This is a genomic window from Microbacterium sp. S308A+ (genome assembly GCF_049800815.1).
Classification (GTDB): Bacteria; Actinomycetota; Actinomycetes; order Actinomycetales; family Microbacteriaceae; genus Microbacterium.
The window spans coordinates 65,152-84,937 of record NZ_JBNAFT010000005.1; the positions used below are offsets into that span (position 1 = coordinate 65,152).

Below are 19,786 nucleotides of genomic sequence, written 5' to 3' on the forward strand. Positions count from 1 at the left end.
GTTGCAGAGGTCCGACGGAACGTGGGGCCGGGAGAACGTGGGGCCGGGACTCTGCCGCGCGGACGAGCGGGCGGACGAGCAAGCGGACGAGGGTCAGGAGCCGGGGAGGCCGCGCTCGCCGGGCGTGATCAGCCCGGTCTCGTAGGCGAGGACGACGGCGTGCACACGGTCGCGCAGCCCGAGCTTGCCGAGCACGCGGCTCACGTGGGTCTTCGCCGTCTGTTCGGCGATGAACAGCCGGGCGGCGATCTCCGTGTTCGAGAGCCCCTCGGCGATGAGGGCGAACACCTCGCGCTCGCGGTCGGTCAGCTCGGCGAAGACCGCGCCGTGCTCGCGGGGCCGCGGTGTCGTCTGCGCGAGCTCGCGCACGAGCATCGTCGTGACCTTCGGCGCGAGCAGGGCGTCGCCGGCATGCACGGTGCGCACGGCGTCCACCAGCTGGGCCGGCGTCGCGTCCTTGAGGAGGAAGCCGCTCGCGCCGGCGCGCAACGCCTCGAAGACGTAGTCGTCGACGTCGAAGGTGGTGAGCATCACGATCCGCGGACGGTGCCCGGAGACGGGATCGGACAGGATCTCGCGGGTGGCCTCGATGCCGTTGAGCACGGGCATCCGCACATCCATGAGCACGACGTCGGGCAGGAGGCTTCGCGTCCGCTGCCTGGCCTCGGTGCCGTCGGCGGCCTGTCCCGCGACCGTGATGTCCGGCTGCGCGTCGAGGATCGCGGCGAGCCCGACGCGGAACATCTCCTGGTCGTCGACGACCAGCACCCGGATCGGACCGGTCATGCGCTCTCCTCAGTCAGCGGCACCTGCACGACCACGGCCCATCCGCGGCCGCGCGGCCCCGTGACGACGCTACCGCCCACGAGCCCGACGCGCTCCTGCATCCCGGCGATCCCCAGGCCGGGGCGGGAGGAGGGTTCGGCGGTCCTGGCCCCCGTGCCGTCGTCGATGACCTCGAGGAGCAGCCGTCGCTCACCCTCGGGAGAGCGGTCCTCCTCCAGGATCACGCGGACGTTCGAGCCCGCTGCGTGCCGCACCGTGTTGCTCAGGCCCTCCTGCGCCGCCCGGTAGACGGCCAGCTGCACCGCGGGATCGGGAAGGGGGTCCGGCACGGCGATCTGGGCGGTGACCTTGACTCCCGCCGCGCGCGAGCGCTCGACGAGCTCGTCGAGATCGCCCAGCGTCGGCTGCGGCGCCGTGAGCTGCTCGCCTTCGTCTCGGAGGACGCCCAGCAGCTGCCTCATCTCGGTCAGCGCGGTGCGGGCGCGCACGGCGATGCCGTCGAACTCCTCCGCGACCTCCAGCGGGAGGCCAGGACGCCGGAACACGGCGGAGCTGGCCTGCATATGCACGATCGACATCGAGTGCGCCACCACGTCGTGCATCTCCCGGGCGATCCGCCGCCGTTCGGTCGCCCAGCGCACCCGTCCGGCCTCGACCTCGGTCGCGGCCTGGGCATCGCGCAGCTCGCCACGCACGATCCGCCACTGCGCGATCCCGATCCCGAGCACCATGACGACGAGCGCCTGCGAGGCCACGGCGATGTCGATGCTCCAGGCAGGGGAAGCGGTCGGGCGGAGGGCGACGGAGAACAGCGCCGCCCCGAACGCGGCCAGGAAGCCGGTCACCGGGAGCGCCCAGGGCTCACGCAGAGCGAGCACGAGGAGGAAGGCGGAGAGCGAGATCATCCCCGGCACCGTCAGCGGCCAAGGGGCTCCTGACGCGGCCGACGCGGTGAGCGCGGTCACGAGGATGCCCAGCGTGTGCGCGACGATCGCGAGCCGGGGCATCACCATCGCCAGGGCGATGCTCCCGCACTGGAGCAGCGCGCCGCCCAGGGCGGCGACGACCGGCACGCCGGAGACGCTCGCGTCGACCGCCGTCGTCACCGCGGCGAGGATGAGGGCCACCGCCATCGAGATCCAGCCGATCCCGGGCACGGCGGGAGGACGCCGCGCGGCGGACGCCTGGATCAGCCGCCATCCGTCGCGGATCCGCTGCTCGGTATACGGGGCGCTCCCGGGCGCGGACGGGGCGGACGTGGTTCCGGACGGGGCGGACGCGGTGTTCTCCTCAGCCATGCTCCGACGCTATTGCCCCGCGGGCGGCTGCGCGTCCCCTTCCCGTCGCATCCGGGGGCTACCGGCGTAGCATCCGCGCGCCGAGACGGATGGGGAGGGGAGCGGACGTATCCTCGGAGCCATGGCACGGATCGGCGGACGCAGCACCGCCCACGCATGGATCGGCGGGCTCCTCTGCCTCGGCGTGATCGCCGGCCTGGGCTTCCTCGCGCTGCCCATGCTCCCGGTCCTGGAGCAGTATGTCGGCGACCTGCTGGCGTCGTTCGGGGGATGAGGCGGCCTTCATCCGTCGACACGTCGGCACGCCTCCGGGGGGCATCCTCGTCGCGGCGATACCCTCGCCATGCACATGTCCGATGCGCGAGGAGTTTGCCATGAGTGACCGCGACGGTTCGAAGCCGGTGCCGGAGCACGACGTCGACGACGTCGTGGACAGCGCGAAGGCGGGCCTTGCCGACGCTGCCGCCGCGCGCACGGGGGAGTCCGTGGCCTCGGCGGACGGCGCAGCCGGGTCCGCCGCCGTGCCGGACGGCGCCTCGGCGGCCACAGAGCCCGGCGACGGCGCCCCGGGTGACGCCTCGGGCGCCGTGTCGTCTGCGCAGGCGAGCCAGGAGCGGCCCGCGGACGCGCCCGCAGCACGCCGGCCCCCAGAGGAGGACTCGGACCTGGCGGCCTTCGCCGCAGCCGAGGCCGCTTTCCCCGGGACCTTCGGCGGGACCTTCACCCCTCCGCCGGCGGACGCGTCGACGCCCGCGGCCCCCGCCGTTCCTGCTGAGCCTGCTGCTCCCGCCGAGCCCGAGATCGCCACGACCGCCTATGCGCCGCCCGCGCCGGCCGAGCAGGCCGAGACGCGCGTGCTCCCGCCCGAGCCGCTGGCCCCCGTGACGTCGGCCCAGCTGCCGATCTTCGTCCAGGCCCCCGAGCCGCCGCGTCCGCACGGCAACCGCGGCGCGATCGCCGGGATCGGCCTCGTCGCCGCGATCGCCTTCGCGGTCCTCTACCTGGGCGCCACCCTCGGCTTCGGCGCGCTGCAGGGCGACGTGACCGCTGCCAACATCGGCACCGTCGTCCTTGACCACCTCCGCAGCTGGAGTCTCTGGATCCCGACCGCGGTGTTCTTCGTCGCCTTCTGGCTGCTCGGCGCCGTCATCAACCGTGGACGCTGGGGCTTCTGGGTGGTCTTCGGGATCCTCGTCGGCGCTCTCTCCTACGGAGGGCACATCCTCGGCGCGCTCTTCGCCGCGCCGTTCTGGTCGCAGACCGCCAGTCGCAACGCCGAGGTGATCGACGGACAGCTCCTCGCGCCGCTGGCGATCGTCGCCTTCGTTCTCGGTCGCGAGCTCGCGGTCTGGTTCGGCGCCTGGGCCGCCCGCAGCGGTGCCCGCAAGAACGAGCGCAACGCCGAGGAGCAGCGGGAGTACGAGCGGGTGCTCGAGGCAGGGCCTCAGCTGCCGGGCTGACGGAGACGGAGCCATCACGGTCGACCGAACAGACCCCCGCGAGCCGGACCCCCTCGGGGGATCCGCGGGGGTCTCGTCGGTCCTCGCGGTCGTGCTGGGGACGGTCGCCTTCTTCGCCCTGGCGATCATGGGCCTGGGGTTCCTGAGCCTGCTGACCGAGAGGGACCTCATCACGGCTCCCGGGCTCGGACAGCTGCCAGGCGTCGTCGGGATGGTGCTCGCGGTCGGGGTCTTCGCCCTCGCCCTGCGCGGCGTCCTCACGGGGCCTTCCCCGTCCTACGCCGCCGCGCTCTTCGTCGCGCTGGGAACGACCCTCGTGCACCTCGGCGGCGTGTGGGCCACCGCGCTCGCGGAAGGCGCAGGGATCGCTCGATCCACCGCGACGATCGGCCATCTCGTGCTCGGCGGAGGGAGCGCCGTGGTCGCAGGCGCCGCGCTCGTCGCCGGCTGGGCGGGGATCGCGTTGCGCCGCACCAGAGCGCGCCGGCCGCACTGGCCCTGGGAACGGCACGAGGAGGAATGACGCGCAGACGACCGGCCGGATCGGGGAGGAATCCGCGACTCCCCGACGTGTCCGACGTACTCTGGGTGCGTGGGGCGCTCACTCGAGACGCAGGTCGACCAGGCCGTGGAGGCCTGGCTGCGCTGGGTGCCGCGCTGGGAGCCGGCCACCCATCGGGGTCGACTCGCCCCCTGCCGTCGCTGCCTGGGCTCTCCCGTGCTCTCGGCGGCGGGGATCGGGGCGAACGTGCCGCACGGGGTGCAGCACGGACTGTCCACGCGGGTGAAGACGATCGTGGACCATGCCGTGGCGGAGTACACCGCACGAAACCTGCCGATGCTCCAGGGCGAGCTCGATCAGCAGTCCGCCCGCAACCGCGCTCGCAGCTATCGGCCTTCAGAAGATCTCGCCCCGGAGTACGAGGGGATGCCGCTCGACCCCGATCCGGTCCCTGGGGCGCCGTTCCTGTTCACGCTGGCCGGGCTCGCCGACGAGGACGCGGCCGAACTGCCTCCGCTGCCTCCGCTCAGTGAGGAGGCGAAAGCGGCGCTCCGCCGCGAGGTCGCGCTGGCGGACGAGTATGCGAACATGATCGGGCGGGAGATCTGCGGGCTCCTGCTCCGGCACCGGCTGCGTGTGCAGGCGGCGATCTCGGAGTATGTCGAGCCGCAGATCGAGGCCATGCTGGCCGAGCTGACCGAGGCGCTGGACTCGCCGTTCGACCCCGACACGCTCTAGCCTTCGCGCGCGCCCTGTATTTGACCGTCGAGGTTACGTCGCATTACCATTGATCGCGAATGCGTGTGCTCCGGCGTGCGCATCAGGGCGTCGGCACTCGCCGCTCCGCCCCCACGGCATACCCGCCACGAAGCGCACCGGTTCCGGCGTGCGGCGGGTCATGATGTGAAACCCATCACGCTGTCACCGTGCAGCACAACAAGGAGAAGCAGTGCCAACTATTCAGCAGTTGGTTCGCAAGGGTCGTGCGCCCAAGGTCTCGAAGACCAAGGCCCCCGCCCTGAAGTCGAACCCGCAGCAGGCCGGCGTGTGCACCCGTGTGTACACCACCACCCCGAAGAAGCCGAACTCGGCGATGCGCAAGGTCGCTCGTGTGAAGCTCCGCAACGGCACCGAGGTCACCGCCTACATCCCCGGCGAGGGGCACAACCTGCAGGAGCACTCGCTCGTGCTCGTGCGTGGCGGCCGTGTGAAGGACCTCCCCGGTGTCCGCTACAAGATCGTCCGCGGTGCGCTCGACACCCAGGCCGTCAAGAACCGTAAGCAGGCTCGTTCCCGCTACGGCGCGAAGAAGGGTTGAGATAGATGCCTCGTAAAGGTCCAGCCCCCAAGCGCCCGGTCGTCAACGACCCGGTCTACGGTGCGCCGATCGTCACCTCGCTCGTCAACAAGATCCTCGTCGACGGCAAGAAGTCTCTCGCCGAGTCGATCGTCTACGGCGCCCTCGCCGGCGTCGAGGCCAAGAGCGGCCAGGACGCCGTCGCCACCCTCAAGAAAGCGCTCGACAACGTGCGCCCGACCCTCGAGGTCCGCAGCCGTCGCGTCGGCGGCTCGACCTACCAGGTCCCGGTCGAGGTGAAGCCGCACCGCGCGAACACCCTCGCCCTCCGCTGGCTCGTCAGCTACGCCAAGAGCCGTCGTGAGAAGACCATGACCGAGCGTCTTCAGAACGAGATCCTGGACGCCTCGAACGGCCTCGGTGCCGCGGTCAAGCGCCGTGAGGACACCCACAAGATGGCCGAGTCGAACCGCGCCTTCGCGCACTACCGCTGGTAACAGCTCGCCCGCCCTGGCCGCCTCACCGCGGCCAGGGCGGGCACACCACCTTCACCTCGTCGCAGGACGACAGCAAGAAGACAAGGAAACCACCCGTGGCACAAGAAGTGCTCACCGACCTGAGCAAGGTCCGCAACATCGGCATCATGGCGCACATCGATGCCGGTAAGACCACGACGACCGAGCGCATCCTGTTCTACACGGGTGTGAACCACAAGCTCGGCGAGACCCACGACGGCGCGTCGACCACCGACTGGATGGAGCAGGAGAAGGAGCGCGGCATCACCATCACCTCCGCCGCGGTGACCTGCTTCTGGAACGGCAACCAGATCAACATCATCGACACCCCCGGCCACGTGGACTTCACGGTCGAGGTGGAGCGCTCGCTCCGCGTCCTCGACGGTGCGGTCGCCGTGTTCGACGGCAAGGAGGGCGTGGAGCCCCAGTCCGAGACCGTGTGGCGTCAGGCCGACAAGTACAACGTGCCCCGCATCTGCTTCGTCAACAAGATGGACAAGCTGGGCGCCGACTTCTACTTCACGGTCGACACCATCGTCAACCGCCTGGGCGCCAAGCCGCTCGTGCTGCAGCTCCCGATCGGCGCCGAGAGCGACTTCATCGGTGTCGTCGACCTCATCGAGATGCGCGCGCTGGTGTGGCCGGGCGACGCCAAGGGCGACGTCACCATGGGTGCGTCGTACGAGATCCAGGAGATCCCGGCCGATCTCAAGGACAAGGCCGACGAGTACCGCCAGGCCCTGCTCGAGGCCGTCGCCGAGAGCGATGAGGTGCTGCTGGAGAAGTTCTTCGGCGGCGAGGAGCTCACGATCGCCGAGATCAAGGGCGCGATCCGCAACATGGTCGTCGCCGGCGACATCTACCCGGTGCTCTGCGGCTCGGCGTTCAAGAACCGCGGCGTGCAGCCCATGCTCGACGCGGTCGTGGACTACCTGCCCTCGCCCCTGGACGTGCCCGCCATCGAGGCGCACGACCCGAAGGACGAGGAGAAGGTCATCGAGCGTCACCCCGACGCGAAGGACCCCTTCGCCGCGCTGGCCTTCAAGGTCGCCGTGCACCCGTTCTTCGGCCGTCTGACCTACGTGCGCGTCTACTCGGGCGAGCTCGAGTCGGGCGCTCAGGTCATCAACTCGACCAAGGGCAAGAAGGAGCGCATCGGGAAGATCTTCCAGATGCACGCCAACAAGGAGAACCCGGTCGAGAAGCTCACCGCGGGCAACATCTACGCCGTGATCGGTCTGAAGGACACCACCACCGGCGACACCCTGGCCGACATGCAGCAGCCGGTCGTCCTCGAGTCGATGACGTTCCCGGAGCCGGTGATCGAGGTCGCCATCGAGCCGAAGACCAAGGCCGACCAGGAGAAGCTGGGCCTGGCGATCCAGAAGCTCGCCGAAGAGGACCCGACCTTCCGCACCGAGCTCAACCCCGAGACCGGTCAGACGACCATCAAGGGCATGGGCGAGCTGCACCTGGACATCCTCGTCGACCGCATGAAGCGCGAGTTCCGCGTCGAGGCGAACGTCGGCAAGCCCCAGGTGGCCTACCGCGAGACGATCCGCAAGGCAGTCGAGAAGCACGACTACACCCACAAGAAGCAGACGGGTGGGTCTGGTCAGTTCGCGAAGATCCAGTTCACGATCGAGCCCCTCGAAGTCACGGCCGAGAAGTCGTACGAGTTCGAGAACGCCGTCACCGGTGGCCGCGTCCCGCGCGAGTACATCCCGTCGGTCGACGCGGGCTTCCAGGACGCGATGAACGTCGGCGTCCTGGCCGGCTACCCGATGGTGGGCGTCAAGGCGACCCTCGTCGACGGCGCCGCACACGACGTCGACTCCTCGGAGATGGCGTTCAAGATCGCGGGCTCGATGGGCTTCAAGGAGGCCGCTCGCCGTGCGAACCCGGTGCTCCTCGAGCCGCTCATGGCGGTCGAGGTGCGCACACCGGAGGAGTACATGGGCGACGTCATCGGCGACCTGAACTCACGTCGTGGCCAGATCCAGACGATGGAGGACGCCCAGGGTGTCAAGGTCGTCCGTGCGTCGGTGCCGCTGTCGGAGATGTTCGGCTACATCGGTGACCTGCGCTCGAAGACCTCGGGCCGTGCGGTCTACTCGATGGAGTTCGACAGCTACGCCGAGGTCCCGAAGGCCGTCGCCGACGAGATCATCCAGAAGACCAAGGGCGAATGAGCCCTGCCGTCCGGCCGGGCCTCCCGCACCGTTCGCGGAGCGCGGAGGGTCCGGCCGGGCGGACTCACAACTTCATATTCCCTCTCTACTAAACTGAGAACCCAATCCGTAGAGGTCCGGTCGCAACCCAGTGCCCGGTGGCTCTACACGACCGTCCTGAGGAGGACCCAGTGGCTAAGGCCAAGTTCGAGCGGACCAAGCCGCACGTGAACATCGGAACGATCGGTCACGTCGACCACGGCAAGACCACGCTCACCGCGGCGATCTCGAAGGTGCTCGCCGACAAGTACCCGTCGGACGTCAACGTCGTTCGTGACTTCTCGTCGATCGACTCGGCTCCGGAAGAGCGTCAGCGCGGCATCACGATCAACATCTCGCACGTCGAGTACGAGACCCCGAAGCGTCACTACGCTCACGTGGACGCCCCGGGTCACGCCGACTACATCAAGAACATGATCACCGGTGCCGCTCAGATGGACGGCGCGATCCTCGTGGTCGCCGCCACCGACGGCATGATGGCGCAGACGAAGGAGCACATCCTCCTCGCCAAGCAGGTCGGCGTGCCCTACCTGCTCGTCGCGCTCAACAAGTCCGACATGGTCGACGACGAGGAGATCCTCGAGCTCGTCGAGATGGAGGTCCGCGAGCAGCTGTCGAAGAACGACTTCGACGGTGACAACGTGCCGGTCGTGCGCGTCTCCGGTCTCAAGGCCCTCGAGGGCGACGAGAAGTGGGTCGAGTCGATCGTCGAGCTCATGAACGCTGTCGACGAGAACATCCCCGACCCGGTGCGTGACCGCGACAAGCCGTTCCTGATGCCGATCGAGGACGTCTTCACGATCACCGGTCGTGGCACCGTCGTCACCGGTCGCGCCGAGCGTGGCACCCTGGCCATCAACTCCGAGGTCGAGATCGTGGGTCTGCGCCCGACGCAGAAGACGACCGTCACCGGTATCGAGATGTTCCACAAGCAGCTCGACGAGGCCTGGGCCGGCGAGAACTGCGGTCTTCTCCTCCGCGGCACCAAGCGCGAGGACGTCGAGCGCGGCCAGGTCGTCGTGAAGCCGGGCTCGATCACCCCGCACACGGAGTTCGAGGGCACCGCCTACATCCTGAACAAGGACGAGGGTGGCCGTCACAACCCCTTCTACACGAACTACCGCCCGCAGTTCTACTTCCGTACCACGGACGTCACCGGCGTCATCTCGCTGCCCGAGGGCACCGAGATGGTCATGCCCGGCGACACCACGGACATGTCGGTCGAGCTCATCCAGCCGATCGCCATGGAGGAGGGCCTCGGCTTCGCGATCCGTGAGGGTGGCCGCACCGTCGGCGCCGGCACGGTGACCAAGGTCATCAAGTAAGCATCGCTTGCTGCCCGAAGGGGCCGGATCCTCGGATCCGGCCCCTTCGTCGTGTCCGGGGCTTCCCCTCGGGGCAGCCGATACCGTAGAAAGAGAGGTGCTGGCGCCGCCAGCACGACAGTCAGAGACGAGGGGGAGACCCATGGGTATCGAAGAGTCGATCGGCGACGCCGTCAACAAGGGCAAGGAGTTCGTCGCGCAGAACGCCGACAAGATCAACGAGGCGGTGCACAGCGAGCAGGCCGAGGGCATCAGCGACAAGATCCTCGACGGCGTCGCCGGCTTCGCCAAGAAGGTCGCTCCGGGCGCCGCGGACAAGATCGACGAGGTCCGTGACAACGTCGACAAGGCCGTCGGCAACGAGTGATCCTCGACTGCCCCGGCTGTTGAGGGCAGGGCGGCGCATCCCCGGGGTGCGCCGCCCTTTCTCGTCTCAGGCCGAGCGGGCGGGCGCGGGCGAGGCCCGCGACGGACGGTCCGGCGGGCACGACACGCCCGGGTTTGCGGGAGGCGAATCGGGCATGGCAGAATAGACAGGTTCCACATTCCGGCGACGTTCAGCGTGGCCGGATCACTGCCAGGCAGTGCATAGACGGCGCCCTCCTCCGGGAGGCTCGCGCAGGGTTCTAGGCCGCGGGCAGCAGAACACACAACCGACACTCCTCACCGAGGCCTCGTCATGCACGGGGGTCGGCATCCGGGATCCGCAGGGAGCCCGGGCTGACAGCAGAACAGTGGTGCGCGGATCGGCTCCCGAGACGATCCCGTGTGCAAGGCGTGAAGAGCGCCGACGTGCGTCCAATGCCCCCGGGCCCACCTGGTCCGGGACGGTAAGACGCTTGAAGAGAGTGAGCAGACAAATGGCGGGACAGAAGATCCGCATTCGCCTGAAGTCGTACGACCACGAGGTCATCGACACGTCGGCGCGCAAGATCGTCGACACCGTGACCCGTGCGGGCGCGACCGTCGTCGGCCCCGTGCCGCTTCCGACCGAGAAGAACGTCGTGTGCGTCATCCGGTCGCCCCACAAGTACAAGGACAGCCGCGAGCACTTCGAGATGCGCACCCACAAGCGTCTGATCGACATCGTCGACCCGACGCCCAAGGCCGTCGACTCGCTGATGCGTCTCGACCTCCCGGCCGACGTCAACATCGAGATCAAGCTGTAAGGGGATCACGATGGTCGACATCAACGCAAAGGTTTCCAAGGGGATGCTGGGCACGAAGCTCGGCATGACCCAGGTCTGGAACGAGAACGGCAAGCTCGTTCCCGTCACCGTCATCGAGCTGGCTCCGAACGTGGTCACCCAGATCCGCACCCCCGAGAAGGACGGCTACAACGCCGTGCAGATCGCGGCAGGTCAGATCGACCCGCGCAAGGTCACCAAGCCCCTGACCGCGCACTTCGAGGCCGCCGGCGTCACGCCGCGCCGCCACGTCACCGAGATCCGCACCGCGGACGCGGGCGACTACTCGCTGGGCCAGGAGCTCACGGTGGACGGCCTGTTCGAGGCCGGCCAGCTGGTCGACGTCGTCGGCACCAGCAAGGGCAAGGGCACCGCCGGTGTCATGAAGCGCCACAACTTCAAGGGCGTCTCCGCCTCGCACGGTGCGCACCGCAACCACCGCAAGCCCGGTTCGATCGGCGCCTCGTCGACCCCGAGCCGTGTCTTCAAGGGCATGCGCATGGCCGGCCGTATGGGCGGCGAGCGCGTGACCGTCCTCAACCTCACGGTGCACGCCATCGACGTCGAGAAGGGACTCATGCTCGTCAAGGGCGCCGTCCCCGGCGCGCGCGGCCGCATCGTCTACGTCCGCAACGCAGTGAAGGGTGCCTAAGTCTCATGGCTGACACGACTCTCACTCTCGACGTCTTCGCAGGCGGCAAGAAGACCGGCACGGTCGACGCCCCCGCCAGCATCTTCGACGCCAAGACCAACGTCCCGCTGATCCACCAGGTCGTCGTCGCGCAGCTCGCGGCGGCCCGCCAGGGCACCCACTCGACCAAGCGTCGTGGCGAGGTCTCCGGCGCCGGCCGCAAGCCCTTCAAGCAGAAGGGCACGGGCAACGCCCGTCAGGGCTCGATCCGTGCGCCGCACATGACCGGCGGTGGCATCGTCCACGGCCCGAAGCCGCGCGACTACTCGCAGCGCACGCCCAAGAAGATGATCGCGGCCGCCCTCGCCGGCGCCCTCAGCGACCGCTTCCGTGGCGAGCGTCTGCACGTGGTCGAGTCCTTCGGCATCGACGGCAAGCCCTCCACCAAGACGGCGGCCGCGTACCTGAAGGCGCTCCCGGGCAAGACCGTCCTCGTGGTCCTCGACCGCACGGACGACACCAACGCCCTGAGCGTTCGCAACCTGGCCGGCGTCCACGTGCTGTACGCCGACCAGCTCAACGCCTACGACGTGCTCGTCTCCGACGACATCGTCTTCACCAAGGCCGCCTTCGACGCGTTCGTCGCAGCGAAGACCGGCGCAACCGAGGAGGTCTCGGCATGAGCGCGCAGGAGAACATCCTCGCCACGGCTGGAAACAAGGACCCGCGCGACATCATCCTGAAGCCGGTCGTCTCCGAGAAGAGCTACGGGCTCATCGACGAGGGCAAGTACACCTTCCTGGTGGACCCCCGTGCCTCGAAGACCGAGATCAAGCTCGCCATCGAGAAGATCTTCGACGTCAAGGTGGCCGCGGTCAACACGATCAACCGCGTCGGCAAGGCCCGTCGCACCCGCTTCGGCGTCGGCAAGCGCAAGGACACCAAGCGCGCCATCGTGACCCTGAAGTCGGGCACCATCGACATCTTCACGGCAGTGAACTGACCGGGGGATAAGGACAGAACATGGCTATTCGCAAGTACAAGCCCACGACCCCGGGTCGCCGCGGTTCGTCGGTGGCCGACTTCGCCGAGATCACCCGATCCACGCCGGAGAAGTCGCTGCTGCGCCCGCTGTCGAAGACCGGTGGCCGCAACAACCAGGGCCGCATCACGACCCGTCACATCGGTGGCGGCCACAAGCGCCAGTACCGCGTCATCGACTTCCGTCGCAATGACAAGGACGGCGTGAACGCCAAGGTCGCGCACATCGAGTACGACCCCAACCGCACCGCGCGCATCGCGCTGCTGCACTACTTCGACGGCGAGAAGCGCTACATCCTCGCGCCGAACAAGCTGAAGCAGGGCGACATCGTCGAGTCCGGCGCCGCGGCCGACATCAAGCCGGGCAACAACCTCCCGCTGAAGAACATCCCGACCGGTACCGTCATCCACGCGATCGAGCTCCGCCCCGGCGGCGGCGCGAAGATGGCCCGTTCGGCGGGCGCCTCGGTGCGTCTCGTCGCGAAGGACGGCCCGTTCGCCCAGCTGCGCCTGCCCTCGGGCGAGATCCGCAACGTCGACGCGCGCTGCCGTGCGACGATCGGCGAGGTCGGCAACGCCGAGCAGTCGAACATCAACTGGGGCAAGGCCGGCCGCAAGCGCTGGAAGGGCGTGCGCCCGACGGTCCGTGGTGTCGCGATGAACCCGGTCGACCACCCGCACGGTGGTGGTGAGGGCAAGACGTCCGGTGGACGTCACCCCGTCACTCCGTGGGGTCAGGCGGAGGGTCGTACCCGTCACGCCAACAAGGAAAGCGACAAGTACATCGTGCGTCGCCGTAACGCCGGCAAGAAGCGCAAGTAGGAGTAAGAGAAGATGCCTCGCAGTCTCAAGAAGGGCCCCTTCGTCGACGAGCACCTGCTTCGCAAGGTGGTCGGGCAGAACGAAGCCGGCAGCAAGAACGTCATCAAGACCTGGTCGCGCCGCTCGATGATCATCCCCGCCATGCTGGGACACACCATCGCCGTGCACGACGGTCGCAAGCACATCCCCGTGTTCGTGACTGAGACCATGGTCGGCCACAAGCTGGGCGAGTTCGCGCCCACCCGCACCTTCCGCGGCCACGAGAAGGACGACAAGAAGGGCCGTCGCCGCTGACGCGGTGGCGCAAGAGGAGAGAGAAATGGTGGAGTCCATCGCCCGCGTGCGACACATCCGCGTGACCCCTCAGAAGGCTCGTCGTGTCGTCGCTCTCATCAAGGGCAAGCAGGCCCAGGAGGCCCTTGCCATCCTGAAGTTCGCGCAGCAGAGCGCCAGCGAGCCGATCTACAAGCTCGTGCACTCGGCCATGGCGAACGCTCAGGTCAAGGCCGATCGTGACGGGGAGTACCTCGACGAGCAGGACCTGTACGTGAAGAACGCCTTCGTGGACGAGGGGACGACGCTCAAGCGTTTCCAGCCCCGCGCCCAGGGCCGCGCGTTCCAGATCAAGAAGCGCACGAGCCACATCACGGTCGTGCTGGCAACCCCCGAGGTCGCTGAGGCCCCGGCAGCCAAGAAGAAGGCGAGCAAGTAATGGGACAGAAGGTAAACCCGTACGGCTTCCGCCTCGGCATCACGACCGACCACGTGTCGCGTTGGTTCTCGGACTCGACGAAGCCGGGTCAGCGTTACGCCGACTACGTCGCCGAGGACATCAAGATCCGCAAGCTCCTGCAGACGCAGCTCGACCGGGCCGGCGTCAGCAACATCGAGATCGAGCGCACCCGTGACCGCGTGCGGGTGGACATCCACACCGCGCGCCCCGGCATCGTGATCGGTCGTCGCGGCGCGGAGGCCGAGCGCATCCGCGGCGACCTCGAGAAGCTCTCGGGCAAGCAGATCCAGCTGAACATCCTCGAGGTCAAGAACCCCGAGGCCGACGCTCAGCTCGTCGCCCAGGGCATCGCCGAGCAGCTGTCCGCCCGTGTGGCGTTCCGTCGTGCGATGCGCAAGGGCCTCCAGGGCGCTCAGCGCGCCGGGGCCAAGGGCATCCGGATCCAGGTCTCCGGCCGTCTCGGCGGCGCCGAGATGAGCCGGTCGGAGTTCTACCGCGAGGGTCGTGTGCCGCTGCACACGCTGCGTGCGAACATCGACTACGGCTTCTACGAGGCCAAGACCACCTTCGGCCGCATCGGCGTGAAGGTCTGGATCTACAAGGGTGACCTCACCGACAAGGAGCTCGCTCGCGAGCAGGCCAACCAGAAGCCGTCCCGCGACCGTGGTGGCGACCGTCGCCGCGCGCCGCGCAACGAGGCTCCCGTCGCAGAAGGAGCGTCTGCCTGATGCTTATCCCTCGCAAGGTCAAGTACCGCAAGCAGCACCACCCCAAGCGTGATGGCCAGGCCACCGGCGGCACGAAGGTCTCCTTCGGTGAGTTCGGGATCCAGGCGCTCACGCCGGCCTACGTGACCAACCGTCAGATCGAGGCCGCGCGTATCGCGATGACCCGTCACATCAAGCGTGGCGGGAAGGTGTGGATCAACATCTACCCGGACCGTCCGCTCACCAAGAAGCCCGCCGAGACCCGCATGGGCTCCGGCAAGGGCTCGCCGGAGTGGTGGGTCGCCAACGTCAAGCCGGGTCGCGTCCTCTTCGAGGTCGCCGGCGTCAACGAGCAGCTGGCTCGTGAGGCCCTGACCCGTGCCATTCACAAGCTGCCGCTCAAGGCACGCATCATCAAGCGCGAGGAGGGCGACGCGTAATGGCGATCGGCACCAAGGAGCTCGCTGTTGCCGAGCTCGACACGTTCGAAGACCAGCGCCTCCTCGAGGAGCTGCGCAAGGCCAAGGAGGAGCTGTTCAACCTCCGTTTCCAGTCGGCCACCGGCCAGCTGGAGAGCCACGGCCGCATCCGCGCCGTCAAGCGCGACATCGCGCGCCTCTACACCGTGATCCGCGAGCGCGAGCTCGGCATCCGTGCGACGCCGGCTCCTGTCGAGGCTCCGGCGAAGAAGGCGTCCAAGAGCAAGGCGAAGAAGGCCGACGAGGCTGAGGCGCCGAAGGAGGAGGCCGAGTAATGGCTGAGAAGAAGGCTGCCGCCGTCCAGGCCGAGCCCGTCGTCCGCGGCTACCGCAAGGCGCGTCGTGGCTACGTCGTCAGCGACAAGATGGACAAGACCATCGTCGTCGAGGTCGAGGATCGCGTGAAGCACCCGCTGTACGGCAAGGTCATCCGCCGCACGTCGAAGGTCAAGGCGCACGACGAGAACAACACCGCCGGCATCGGCGACCTCGTCCTCATCAACGAGACCCGCCCGCTGAGCGCCACCAAGCGCTGGCGTCTGGTGGAGATTCTGGAGAAGGCCAAGTGATCCAGCAGGAGTCCCGCCTCAAGGTCGCCGACAACACCGGCGCGAAGGAGCTGCTCACCATCCGCGTCCTCGGCGGCTCGCGCCGTCGCTACGCGGGTCTGGGCGACACCATCGTCGCGACCGTCAAGGACGCGATCCCGGGTGGAAACGTCAAGAAGGGCGATGTGGTCAAGGCCGTCATCGTCCGCACCGTCAAGCAGACGCGCCGTGCCGACGGCTCGTACATCAAGTTCGACGAGAACGCCGCCGTGATCCTGAAGAACGACGGGGAGCCCCGTGGCACCCGTATCTTCGGCCCGGTCGGCCGTGAGCTTCGCGACAAGAAGTTCATGAAGATCGTCTCGCTCGCCCCGGAGGTCATCTGATCATGGCGAAGATCAAGAAGGGCGACCTGGTTCAGGTCATCTCGGGCGCCAAGCCCGAGCGCGGCGGCGACCGCGGCAAGCAGGGCAAGGTCCTCGAGGTCCTTGCCGAGCAGAACCGCGTCATCGTCGAGGGCGTGAACTACGCCACCAAGCACACGCGCGTCGGTCAGACGCAGCGCGGCACGAAGACGGGCGGCATCGAGACCATCGAGGCTCCCATCCACATCTCGAACGTCGCACTGGTCGACCCCGAGACGAAGAAGCCGACCCGCGTCGGCCACCGCGTCGAGGAGCAGGTCAAGGACGGCGTCAAGCGCACGGTCCGCGTGCGCTACGCGAAGAAGAGCGGTAAGGACCTCTGATGGCGGCTACTGACGCTGCGGGCGCTGTCAAGGTGCAGCCCCGCCTGAAGGCGAAGTACAACAGCGAGATCAAGAAGGCTCTGCAGGACGAGTTCGGCTACGAGAACGTCATGCAGATCCCCGGCCTGGTCAAGGTCGTCGTCAACACCGGTGTCGGTGAGGCGGCGCGCGACAGCAAGGTGATCGATGGCGCGGTCGACGACCTCACCAAGATCACCGGCCAGAAGCCGATCGTCACCAAGGCCCGCAAGTCCATCGCGCAGTTCAAGCTGCGCGAAGGGCAGCCCATCGGCGCGCACGTCACGCTTCGCGGCGACCGCGCCTGGGAGTTCCTGGACCGCCTCGTGAACCTCGCGCTGCCGCGCATCCGCGACTTCCGCGGCCTGTCGGCCACACAGTTCGACGGCCACGGCAACTACACGTTCGGTCTCACCGAGCAGAGCGTGTTCCACGAGATCGACCAGGACCGGATCGATCGTGTGCGCGGTTTCGACATCACGGTCGTCACGACCGCGAAGAACGACGACGAGGGCCGGGCTCTGCTCCGCCACCTCGGCTTCCCGTTCCGCGCGGTCGACGCACAGGCGTGAGCGCACCGGCGGGCCCGAGACCGACGGTCATCGGGCCCGCCGGGCGTGTCGTACAATTGAAAATTGCGTGCTCATCGCAGGCCGTCTGTCGTGTAACGGCAGCCGGAACCTCATGAACGAAGGAAACACACCATGACAATGACAGACCCGGTCGCAGACATGCTGACCCGTCTGCGCAACGCGAACTCGGCGCACCACGACTCCGTGACCCTGCCGTCGAGCAAGCTCAAGACGCACATCGCCGACATCCTCAAGCAGGAGGGCTACATCTCCGCGTGGGAGGTGAGCGACGCCCGCGTCGGCAAGAACCTCACCATCACGCTGAAGTACGGCCCCAACCGGGAGCGTTCGATCGCAGGCATCAAGCGTGTGTCGAAGCCCGGCCTCCGCGTGTACGCGAAGTCGACGGAGCTCCCCACCGTGCTCGGCGGCCTCGGCGTCGCCATCCTGTCCACCTCCTCCGGTCTTCTCACCGACCGTCAGGCCGAGCAGAAGGGCGTGGGCGGAGAAGTTCTCGCCTACGTGTGGTGATCGAACCATGTCGCGTATCGGACGACTTCCCATTGACATCCCCGCGGGCGTGACCGTCTCGGTCGACGGCCGAGAGGTGTCGGTGAAGGGCCCCAAGGGGGAACTCTCCCTCACGGTGGCCGCCCCCATCGAGGTCGCGGTGGAGGAGGGCCAGGTCCTGGTCACCCGCCCCGACGACGAGCGTGAGTCGCGCGCTCTCCACGGCCTCACCCGCACTCTCATCAACAACGACATCATCGGCGTCAGCCAGGGCTACTCCAAGGGCCTCGAGGTCGTCGGCACCGGTTACCGTGTCGAGCAGAAGGGCAGCTCGGTCGAGTTCGCCCTCGGCTTCTCGCACCCGGTCCTGGTCGAGCCGCCCGCCGGCATCACCCTGACGGTCGAGGGCACGAACAAGCTCACCGTCAGCGGCATCAGCAAGCAGGCCGTCGGTGAGGCTGCCGCCAACATCCGTAAGATCCGCAAGCCCGAGCCGTACAAGGGCAAGGGCGTGCGCTACGCCGGCGAGGTCGTGCGTCGCAAGGCCGGAAAGGCTGGTAAGTAACCATGGCTGTGAAGTCGAAGTCCGACGCGCGTTCGCGTCGTCACGCCCGTCTTCGCAAGAAGATCGTGGGCACCGAGGCGCGTCCGCGCCTGGTCGTCACCCGTTCTGCGCGTCACGTCTTCGTGCAGCTCGTGGACGACAGCAAGGGCCGCACCGTGGCCTCGGCCTCGACCCTCGAGACGGACCTGCGTTCGCTCGACGGCGACAAGACGGCCAAGGCCCGCAAGGTCGGCGAGCTCGTCGCCGAGCGCGCGAAGGCCGCTGGCATCGCTGAGGCGGTGTTCGACCGCGGTGGCAACCGCTACGCCGGTCGCGTCGCCGCCATCGCCGAAGGCGCCCGTGAAGGGGGGCTGGCACTGTGAGTGACATCAAGGAGAACGAAGTGACCGAGACGGCTCCCGCCGCCGAGAACGCGGCCGGTTCCGAGGCCCCGCAGCGCGAGGAGCGCCGTGGCGGCCGCGGAGGCCGCGACCGTGGTCAGGGCGGCCGCGACCGTAACTCGCGCGATCGCGCCGACAGCCAGTTCCTCGAGCGCGTGGTGACCATCAACCGCGTCTCGAAGGTCGTCAAGGGCGGTCGTCGATTCAGCTTCACCGCGCTCGTCGTGGTGGGCGACGGCAACGGTCTTGTCGGGGTCGGCTACGGCAAGGCCCGCGAGGTCCCGCTGGCGATCTCGAAGGGCGTCGAGGAAGCCAAGCGCAACTTCTTCCGCGTCCCGCGCGTGGGCGGCACCATTCCGCACCCGGTGCAGGGTGAGGCCGCCGCGGGCGTCGTGCTGCTGCGTCCGGCCGCCGCGGGTACCGGTGTCATCGCCGGCGGTCCCGTCCGCGCCGTGCTCTCGTGCGCCGGTATCCACGACGTGCTGTCGAAGTCGCTCGGCTCGTCGAACACGATCAACATCGTGCACGCGACGGTGGAGGCCCTGAAGCAGCTCGAGGAGCCCCGTGCGGTCGCCGCGCGTCGTGGCCTCGAGTTCGACCAGGTCGCTCCGGCGCGTCTCGTCCGCGCCGAGGCCGAGGCCGTCGCGGCGCAGAAGGAAGGTGCCTGATGGCCGCCCGGCTCAAGGTCACGCAGATCAAGTCCAAGGTGAGCGAGAAGCAGAACCAGCGCGACACGCTGCGCAGCCTCGGTCTCAAGCGGATCGGCGACTCGGTCGTCCGGCCGGACGACGCGCAGACGCGCGGCTACGTCAAGACCGTCGCTCACCTCGTCAAGGTTGAGGAGATCGACTAATGGCAGAGAACGAGAAGGCCGCGGCCGCCGAGCCCGCCGCGAAGCCGGCGACTCGCAAGGCTGCCGCCGCGAAGAAGCCCGCCGCCAAGAAGCCTGCGGCGAAGCCCGAGGCCCCGGTCTCGCGCCCCGGCGTGCTGAAGGTGCACCACCTGCGCCCCGTCCCGGGAGCCAACACCGCCAAGACCCGTGTGGGCCGTGGTGAGGGCTCGAAGGGCAAGACCGCCGGTCGCGGCACGAAGGGCACCAAGGCCCGCAACACCGTGCGCGTCGGATTCGAGGGTGGGCAGATGCCGCTGCACATGCGCACCCCGAAGCTGCGCGGCTTCAAGAACCCGTTCCGGGTCGAGTACCAGGTCGTGAACCTGGACAGGCTCGCGGAGCTCTATCCGAAGGGGGGCGACGTCACGGTCGCCGACCTCGTCGCCAAGGGCGCGGTTCGCAAGAACGAGAAGGTCAAGGTCCTGGGCAACGGCGACATCGCCGTGAAGCTCAGCGTCTCGGTCGACAAGGTCTCGAGCTCCGCGGAGCAGAAGATCGTCGCCGCGGGCGGATCCGTCAACTAAGACCGCCGAGAGGGGC

31 protein-coding genes are annotated in these 19,786 nt (G+C 68.3%); 29 read left to right on the forward strand and 2 right to left on the reverse strand.

Translation table 11 applies throughout. The annotated features are described in order from the left end of the window. Window positions 1–93: 93 nt before the first annotated feature. Window positions 94–786: a response regulator gene (locus ACP15J_RS12755; protein WP_424937627.1), complete on the reverse strand. Its 693-nt coding sequence runs from the start codon at window positions 784–786 to the stop codon at window positions 94–96. Further along, window positions 783–2,084, reverse strand: coding sequence for a sensor histidine kinase (locus ACP15J_RS12760; RefSeq protein ID WP_424937626.1), 1,302 nt, complete (start codon window positions 2,082–2,084; stop codon window positions 783–785). Before ACP15J_RS12760 ends, ACP15J_RS12755 begins: the two co-directional genes overlap by 4 nt. Window positions 2,085–2,205: 121 nt before the next feature. Between ACP15J_RS12760 and ACP15J_RS12765 the strand changes: the two genes are divergently transcribed. The 29 genes from ACP15J_RS12765 (at window position 2,206) to rplO (ending at window position 19,770) form a co-directional block, all read left to right on the forward strand. Beyond that, entirely contained in the window at window positions 2,206–2,358 is a 153-nt protein-coding gene (locus tag ACP15J_RS12765) for a hypothetical protein (protein ID WP_424937625.1), read from the forward strand. Between the two features lie 100 nt (window positions 2,359–2,458). Continuing rightward, window positions 2,459–3,544, forward strand: a complete 1,086-nt coding sequence (locus ACP15J_RS12770; protein ID WP_424937624.1) for a hypothetical protein — start codon at window positions 2,459–2,461, stop codon at window positions 3,542–3,544. A gap of 91 nt (window positions 3,545–3,635) precedes the next feature. Beyond that, window positions 3,636–4,067, forward strand: coding sequence for a hypothetical protein (locus ACP15J_RS12775; RefSeq protein ID WP_424937623.1), 432 nt, complete (start codon window positions 3,636–3,638; stop codon window positions 4,065–4,067). Window positions 4,068–4,136: 69 nt separating this feature from the next. Continuing rightward, the gene (locus tag ACP15J_RS12780) at window positions 4,137–4,784 is read left to right on the forward strand and encodes a hypothetical protein (RefSeq protein WP_424937622.1); all 648 of its coding nucleotides are present in this window, start codon (window positions 4,137–4,139) and stop codon (window positions 4,782–4,784) included. Window positions 4,785–4,995: 211 nt separating this feature from the next. Then, entirely contained in the window at window positions 4,996–5,364 is a 369-nt protein-coding gene (gene rpsL / locus ACP15J_RS12785) for a 30S ribosomal protein S12 (RefSeq protein ID WP_135063305.1), read from the forward strand. A 5-nt stretch (window positions 5,365–5,369) separates the two neighbouring features. Then, window positions 5,370–5,840: a 30S ribosomal protein S7 gene (gene rpsG / locus ACP15J_RS12790; protein ID WP_067247205.1), complete on the forward strand. Its 471-nt coding sequence runs from the start codon at window positions 5,370–5,372 to the stop codon at window positions 5,838–5,840. Window positions 5,841–5,935: 95 nt separating this feature from the next. Then, window positions 5,936–8,050, forward strand: coding sequence for an elongation factor G (gene fusA / locus ACP15J_RS12795; RefSeq protein WP_197219842.1), 2,115 nt, complete (start codon window positions 5,936–5,938; stop codon window positions 8,048–8,050). Window positions 8,051–8,220: 170 nt separating this feature from the next. Beyond that, window positions 8,221–9,414: an elongation factor Tu gene (gene tuf / locus ACP15J_RS12800; protein WP_197219841.1), complete on the forward strand. Its 1,194-nt coding sequence runs from the start codon at window positions 8,221–8,223 to the stop codon at window positions 9,412–9,414. 142 nt (window positions 9,415–9,556) lie between these two features. Next, window positions 9,557–9,781 carry a hypothetical protein gene (locus ACP15J_RS12805; protein WP_424937621.1) on the forward strand — a complete coding sequence of 75 codons (225 nt, stop codon included), beginning with the start codon at window positions 9,557–9,559 and terminating at the stop codon, window positions 9,779–9,781. 493 nt (window positions 9,782–10,274) lie between these two features. Next, complete coding sequence (gene rpsJ, locus ACP15J_RS12810; protein WP_017201594.1) at window positions 10,275–10,583, forward strand: 30S ribosomal protein S10; 309 nt, start codon at window positions 10,275–10,277, stop codon at window positions 10,581–10,583. 10 nt (window positions 10,584–10,593) lie between these two features. Continuing rightward, window positions 10,594–11,253 (forward strand): 50S ribosomal protein L3, encoded by a 660-nt coding sequence (rplC, locus tag ACP15J_RS12815; RefSeq protein ID WP_424937620.1) that lies wholly within the window; start codon window positions 10,594–10,596, stop codon window positions 11,251–11,253. Window positions 11,254–11,258: 5 nt separating this feature from the next. Next, the gene (gene rplD, locus ACP15J_RS12820; RefSeq protein ID WP_424937619.1) at window positions 11,259–11,915 is read left to right on the forward strand and encodes a 50S ribosomal protein L4; all 657 of its coding nucleotides are present in this window, start codon (window positions 11,259–11,261) and stop codon (window positions 11,913–11,915) included. Next, window positions 11,912–12,235, forward strand: a complete 324-nt coding sequence (rplW, locus tag ACP15J_RS12825) for a 50S ribosomal protein L23 (RefSeq protein WP_197220220.1) — start codon at window positions 11,912–11,914, stop codon at window positions 12,233–12,235. The genes rplD and rplW overlap by 4 nt, the downstream gene beginning before the upstream one ends. A gap of 20 nt (window positions 12,236–12,255) precedes the next feature. After that, on the forward strand, window positions 12,256–13,095 hold the full coding sequence (rplB, locus tag ACP15J_RS12830; protein WP_424937618.1) for a 50S ribosomal protein L2: 840 nt from the start codon (window positions 12,256–12,258) through the stop codon (window positions 13,093–13,095). A 12-nt stretch (window positions 13,096–13,107) separates the two neighbouring features. Continuing rightward, entirely contained in the window at window positions 13,108–13,389 is a 282-nt protein-coding gene (gene rpsS / locus ACP15J_RS12835; RefSeq protein ID WP_197220002.1) for a 30S ribosomal protein S19, read from the forward strand. Window positions 13,390–13,414: 25 nt separating this feature from the next. Continuing rightward, complete coding sequence (gene rplV / locus ACP15J_RS12840; protein ID WP_424937617.1) at window positions 13,415–13,807, forward strand: 50S ribosomal protein L22; 393 nt, start codon at window positions 13,415–13,417, stop codon at window positions 13,805–13,807. Beyond that, window positions 13,807–14,556, forward strand: a complete 750-nt coding sequence (gene rpsC / locus ACP15J_RS12845) for a 30S ribosomal protein S3 (protein WP_424937616.1) — start codon at window positions 13,807–13,809, stop codon at window positions 14,554–14,556. Before rplV ends, rpsC begins: the two co-directional genes overlap by 1 nt. Then, complete coding sequence (gene rplP, locus ACP15J_RS12850; protein ID WP_197220281.1) at window positions 14,556–14,975, forward strand: 50S ribosomal protein L16; 420 nt, start codon at window positions 14,556–14,558, stop codon at window positions 14,973–14,975. The genes rpsC and rplP overlap by 1 nt, the downstream gene beginning before the upstream one ends. After that, window positions 14,975–15,289, forward strand: a complete 315-nt coding sequence (gene rpmC / locus ACP15J_RS12855; protein ID WP_197220282.1) for a 50S ribosomal protein L29 — start codon at window positions 14,975–14,977, stop codon at window positions 15,287–15,289. The genes rplP and rpmC overlap by 1 nt, the downstream gene beginning before the upstream one ends. Continuing rightward, on the forward strand, window positions 15,289–15,582 hold the full coding sequence (rpsQ, locus tag ACP15J_RS12860) for a 30S ribosomal protein S17 (protein ID WP_197220283.1): 294 nt from the start codon (window positions 15,289–15,291) through the stop codon (window positions 15,580–15,582). The genes rpmC and rpsQ overlap by 1 nt, the downstream gene beginning before the upstream one ends. Continuing rightward, window positions 15,579–15,947 (forward strand): 50S ribosomal protein L14, encoded by a 369-nt coding sequence (gene rplN, locus ACP15J_RS12865; RefSeq protein ID WP_197220284.1) that lies wholly within the window; start codon window positions 15,579–15,581, stop codon window positions 15,945–15,947. Before rpsQ ends, rplN begins: the two co-directional genes overlap by 4 nt. A gap of 2 nt (window positions 15,948–15,949) precedes the next feature. Continuing rightward, complete coding sequence (gene rplX / locus ACP15J_RS12870; RefSeq protein ID WP_206702621.1) at window positions 15,950–16,309, forward strand: 50S ribosomal protein L24; 360 nt, start codon at window positions 15,950–15,952, stop codon at window positions 16,307–16,309. Further along, a complete protein-coding gene (gene rplE, locus ACP15J_RS12875) occupies window positions 16,309–16,899 on the forward strand; it encodes a 50S ribosomal protein L5 (protein WP_424937615.1) in 591 nt (196 codons plus the stop codon). The genes rplX and rplE overlap by 1 nt, the downstream gene beginning before the upstream one ends. Before the next feature lie 132 nt (window positions 16,900–17,031). Further along, window positions 17,032–17,430, forward strand: a complete 399-nt coding sequence (gene rpsH / locus ACP15J_RS12880) for a 30S ribosomal protein S8 (protein ID WP_197219908.1) — start codon at window positions 17,032–17,034, stop codon at window positions 17,428–17,430. Between the two features lie 7 nt (window positions 17,431–17,437). Further along, window positions 17,438–17,974, forward strand: a complete 537-nt coding sequence (gene rplF / locus ACP15J_RS12885; RefSeq protein ID WP_424937614.1) for a 50S ribosomal protein L6 — start codon at window positions 17,438–17,440, stop codon at window positions 17,972–17,974. Window positions 17,975–17,976: 2 nt separating this feature from the next. Further along, window positions 17,977–18,336, forward strand: a complete 360-nt coding sequence (rplR, locus tag ACP15J_RS12890; RefSeq protein WP_424937613.1) for a 50S ribosomal protein L18 — start codon at window positions 17,977–17,979, stop codon at window positions 18,334–18,336. Then, window positions 18,333–19,022 (forward strand): 30S ribosomal protein S5, encoded by a 690-nt coding sequence (gene rpsE / locus ACP15J_RS12895; RefSeq protein WP_424980957.1) that lies wholly within the window; start codon window positions 18,333–18,335, stop codon window positions 19,020–19,022. Before rplR ends, rpsE begins: the two co-directional genes overlap by 4 nt. Next, window positions 19,022–19,207, forward strand: a complete 186-nt coding sequence (gene rpmD, locus ACP15J_RS12900) for a 50S ribosomal protein L30 (protein WP_060960260.1) — start codon at window positions 19,022–19,024, stop codon at window positions 19,205–19,207. Before rpsE ends, rpmD begins: the two co-directional genes overlap by 1 nt. After that, window positions 19,207–19,770 (forward strand): 50S ribosomal protein L15, encoded by a 564-nt coding sequence (gene rplO, locus ACP15J_RS12905; protein ID WP_424980958.1) that lies wholly within the window; start codon window positions 19,207–19,209, stop codon window positions 19,768–19,770. Before rpmD ends, rplO begins: the two co-directional genes overlap by 1 nt. Window positions 19,771–19,786 lie beyond the last annotated feature (16 nt).